This window comes from Streptomyces sp. NPDC006265 (assembly GCF_040613555.1).
Taxonomy (GTDB): Bacteria; Actinomycetota; Actinomycetes; order Streptomycetales; family Streptomycetaceae; genus Streptomyces.
In genome coordinates this window covers 1-3855 of sequence record NZ_JBEXSH010000855.1, presented here as the reverse complement: position 1 = coordinate 3855, position 3855 = coordinate 1, and the positions used below count along the sequence as shown (strand labels likewise).

The following is a 3855-nucleotide window of genomic DNA, read 5'->3' as shown; positions in this document are numbered from 1 at the left end:
CGCCCGGGGCACGACCCTGCCGCGCGGGGTCGACGCCTCCTCCGGACAGAACGTCCACTCCATCGACTTCGGCTCCCACCGCACCAAGGGCACGGGCTTCACGCTCGTCGCCGACGGCGAGACCAGCCGGCCGTTCGACATCGGCGCGAGCGCCTACGAGCGGCTCCGGCTGGACTCGGCGAAGTACTACTACACCCAGCGCAGCGGCCTCGCGATCCGCGACGACCTGCGGCCCGGCTACGGCCGCCCGGCCGGTCACCTGGGCGTGGCCCCCAACCAGGGCGACACCGCCGTTCCCTGTCAGCCGGGCGTGTGCGACTACACCCTCGACGTCAGCGGCGGCTGGTACGACGCCGGAGACCACGGCAAGTACGTCGTCAACGGCGGCATCTCCACCTGGGAACTGCTGAGCACCTACGAACGCGCCCGCACCGCCCGCACCGGACAGGCGGACAAGCTCGGGGACGGCACGCTCGCCATCCCCGAGAGCGGCAACAGGGTGCCCGACATCCTCGACGAGGCCCGCTGGGAGCTGGAGTTCCTGCTGAGGATGCAGGTGCCCGACGGCAAGCCGCTGGCCGGCATGGCCCACCACAAGATGCACGACGAACAGTGGACCGGTCTGCCCCTGCTGCCCGGTGACGACCCGCAGAAGCGCGAACTGCACCCGCCCTCCACCGCCGCCACCCTCAACCTGGCGGCCACGGCGGCGCAGGCCGCCCGCCTGTACCGCTCCTACGACAAGCCGTTCGCCGCCAAGGCGCTGGCGGCCGCACGCAAGGCCTGGTCGGCGGCGCTCGCCCACCCCGACCGCCTCGCCTCCGAGAGCGACGGCATCGGCGGGGGCGCCTACGCCGACAGCGACGTCACCGACGACTTCTACTGGGCGGCGGCCGAGCTGTACCTCTCCACCGGGGACAAGCGGTTCGAGGAGTACGTCCTGAAGTCCCCGGTCCACACGGCCGACCTCTTCAAGCCCGTCGGGTTCGACTGGGCTCGCACGGGCGCGGCGGGCCGGCTGGACCTCGCCACGGTGCCGAGCAGGCTGCCGGGCCGTGACAAGGTGCGCCAGTCCGTCATCAAGGGCGCCGACCGCTACCTGGCCACCCTCAAGGCCCACCCGTACGGCATGCCGTACGCACCGGACGGCAACACCTACGACTGGGGCTCCAGCCACCAGGTCCTCAACAACGCGGTCGTCCTCGCCACCGCGTACGACATCACGGGCGCGGCGAAGTACCGGGACGGTGCGCTGCAGAGCATGGACTACGTCCTGGGCCGCAACGCGCTGAACATCTCCTACGTCACCGGCTACGGAGAGGTCAGCGCGCAGAACCAGCACAGCCGCTGGTACGCCCGCCAGCTCGACCCGAAGCTGCCCAACCCGCCGCGTGGCACCCTCGCGGGCGGGCCGAACTCGAGCATCCAGGACCCCTACGCACAGAGCAAACTGCAGGGCTGCGTCGGCCAGTTCTGCTACATCGACCCATGGCCATCGTGTGGCCCGCCCTGTGGTTGTTCATCGACGAGGCGTGGTGGACCGTGGGCACGGCGACCGTGCTGCTCGGACTCGCGGGCCTGGTCCCCGCCATGCGGGTCGTCGAGGGGTTGCAGGCCAGGCTGCTGCTGACCGGCCATCGGGACGGCAGCGCGAGCGCGGAGATCGTCGTCGCCCCCTCGGCCACCTGGGGCGACCGCGGCCGGATGGCGGTGTGGCTGGAGGCGCGGCTGTTCCTCGGCGCCCTGGTGTCGCATCTCTGTGTCCAACTCCTCCTCCTGACGGTGGACCTGGTGTCGACGGCGTTCAGCGGGGAGCGCGCCGGCGGCGCCTTCCTTCCCGTCGAGGGCCGTCACTGGTGGCACGCCGTGCTCGCGCCCCTGCCCCTGGCCCTGGCGGCCGCTGTCGTGGTCGGTTCGGGGCACCTCATCACCCGTATCGCCCTGCGCATGCTCGGCCCCTCCCCCGCCGAGCGGCTCGCCGCCCTGGAGGAGCGCACCGAGCAGCTGCTGGAACGCACCCGGATCGCCCGCGAGTTGCACGACTCCATCGGCCACGCGCTCACGGTCGCCGTGGTGCAGGCGGGGGCCGCTCGGGCGGCGGGCGACCCGGCCTTCACCGACCGGGCGCTGGGCGCCATCGAGGAAACGGGCCGGGCCGCCCTGGAGGACCTGGAGCGGGTGCTGGGCGTGCTGCGCGAGTCGGAGAAGCCGGTGAGCAGCAGACCGACCCTCGCGGACGCCGACCGGCTGCTGGACTCCGCGCGCTCGTCCGGGGCGAAGGTCGACGCCGAGGTGACCGGCCCGGTGGAAAGCGTGCCCGGGCCGGTGTCCCGGGAGGGCTACCGGATCCTCCAGGAGTCCCTGACCAACGTGCTGCGGCACGCGGGGGCGGTCCCGGTGCGCGTCCGTGTGCGCGTCGCCGACGGCACCCTCGTCCTCGCGATACGCAATCCGCTGCCGGCCGGGGCACCCGGTTCCGGGCGCGGCAGCGGTCTGCGCGGGATACGGGAACGTGCGGCGCTGCTCGGCGGGCGTGCCCGGACCGGGCCCGACGAAGGCGACTGGCAGGTCCATGCCGAACTGCCGCTGAGTTGATCTACGCTGGTCCGATGCCGGTCACCGTTCTCCTCGTCGACGACGAACCCCTCGTGCGCGCGGGTCTGCGGGCCGTGCTGGAGGCGCAGCCCGACATCGAGGTCGTCGGGGAGGCCGCTGACGGGGCGGCGGTGATCCCGCTCGTACGACGGTTGCGGCCGGACGTGGTCGCCATGGACGTACGGATGCCGCTGCTGGACGGTATCGAGGCCACCCGGGCGCTGCTGCGGACGGTCGAGGATCCGCCGCGGATCCTCGTGGTGACGACCTTCGAGAACGACGAGTACGTGTACGAGGCGCTGCGGGCGGGAGCCGACGGATTCCTGCTGAAGCGGGCCCGGCCCGCCGAGATCGTGCACGCGGTGAGGCTGATCGCCGAGGGCGAGTCGCTGCTGTTCCCGGCGTCGGTGCGGCAGCTCGCCGCGGAGTACGGCGACACCGGCGGGAACCGTGCGGCACGGGCCGTGCTGGAGCGGGCCCGGCTGACCGAGCGCGAGGCCGAGGTGCTGCGGCTGATGGCGCGGGGCCTGTCGAACGCGGAGATCGCCGCTCGGCTCGTCGTGGGGACCGAGACAGTGAAGTCGCATGTCAGCGCGGTGCTGGCGAAGTTGGGGGCGCGGGACCGCACCCAGGCGGTGATCGCGGCGTACGAGTCGGGCTTCGTGGCGCCGGGCTGATCACCGAGGTCCGGTGCCCGCCCCTCGCCGGGGTGTGCCCTGCCGAAGTACGATCCGGCCAACACGCGCACGACCTGGGAGGACGGACGGTGGGGCGGCTGACCGGCGGGGATCCCTCGCTGCTGCGAAGGATCAACTCCGCGGTGGTGCTGCACGCGCTGCGCGCCACGGACTGCGCGACGCTGACCGAGGTCACCCGGGTGACGGGGCTGTCCCGGCCGACCGTGGAGGGCGTCGTCGAAGGGCTCATCGAGGCCGGGCTCGTCGTCGAACAAGCCGCCGAGGAGGGCGCCGCCCGGCGGCAGGGGCGTCCGGCGCGGCGGTTCCGGTTCCGGGCGGAGGCCGGGCATCTGCTCGGGCTGGAGATCGGGGCGCACCGGGTGGCCGCGCTGCTGTCCGACCTGGACGGCCGGGTGATCGGCGCCCAGGCCAAGGAGGTGCCCGAGACGGCGGGGGCCGATGAGCGGCTGGAGCGGCTGCGCGGGGCCGTCGCGGAACTGCTGCGGCGGGCGGGGGTCGCTCGCGGCTCGCTGCGGGGGGTGGGCGTGGCGACGCGGGGGATCGGCGAGGGCGAGGGCTCGGT

4 protein-coding genes are annotated in these 3855 nt (G+C 73.4%); all 4 read left to right on the top strand.

Translation table 11 applies throughout. The annotated features are described in order from the left end of the window. On the top strand, nt 1–1630 hold a 1630-nt coding region (locus tag ABZ281_RS41465; RefSeq protein ID WP_356663110.1), incomplete at its 5' end, for a glycoside hydrolase family 9 protein. Beyond that, entirely contained in the window at nt 1543–2595 is a 1053-nt protein-coding gene (locus ABZ281_RS41460) for a histidine kinase (protein ID WP_356663109.1), read from the top strand. The genes ABZ281_RS41465 and ABZ281_RS41460, both read left to right, overlap by 88 nt. 14 nt (nt 2596–2609) lie before the next feature. Then, nucleotides 2610–3272 carry a response regulator transcription factor gene (locus ABZ281_RS41455; protein ID WP_356663108.1) on the top strand — a complete coding sequence of 221 codons (663 nt, stop codon included), beginning with the start codon at nt 2610–2612 and terminating at the stop codon, nt 3270–3272. An 89-nt stretch (nt 3273–3361) separates the two neighbouring features. After that, on the top strand, nt 3362–3855 hold a 494-nt coding region (locus ABZ281_RS41450), incomplete at its 3' end, for a helix-turn-helix domain-containing protein (RefSeq protein ID WP_356663107.1).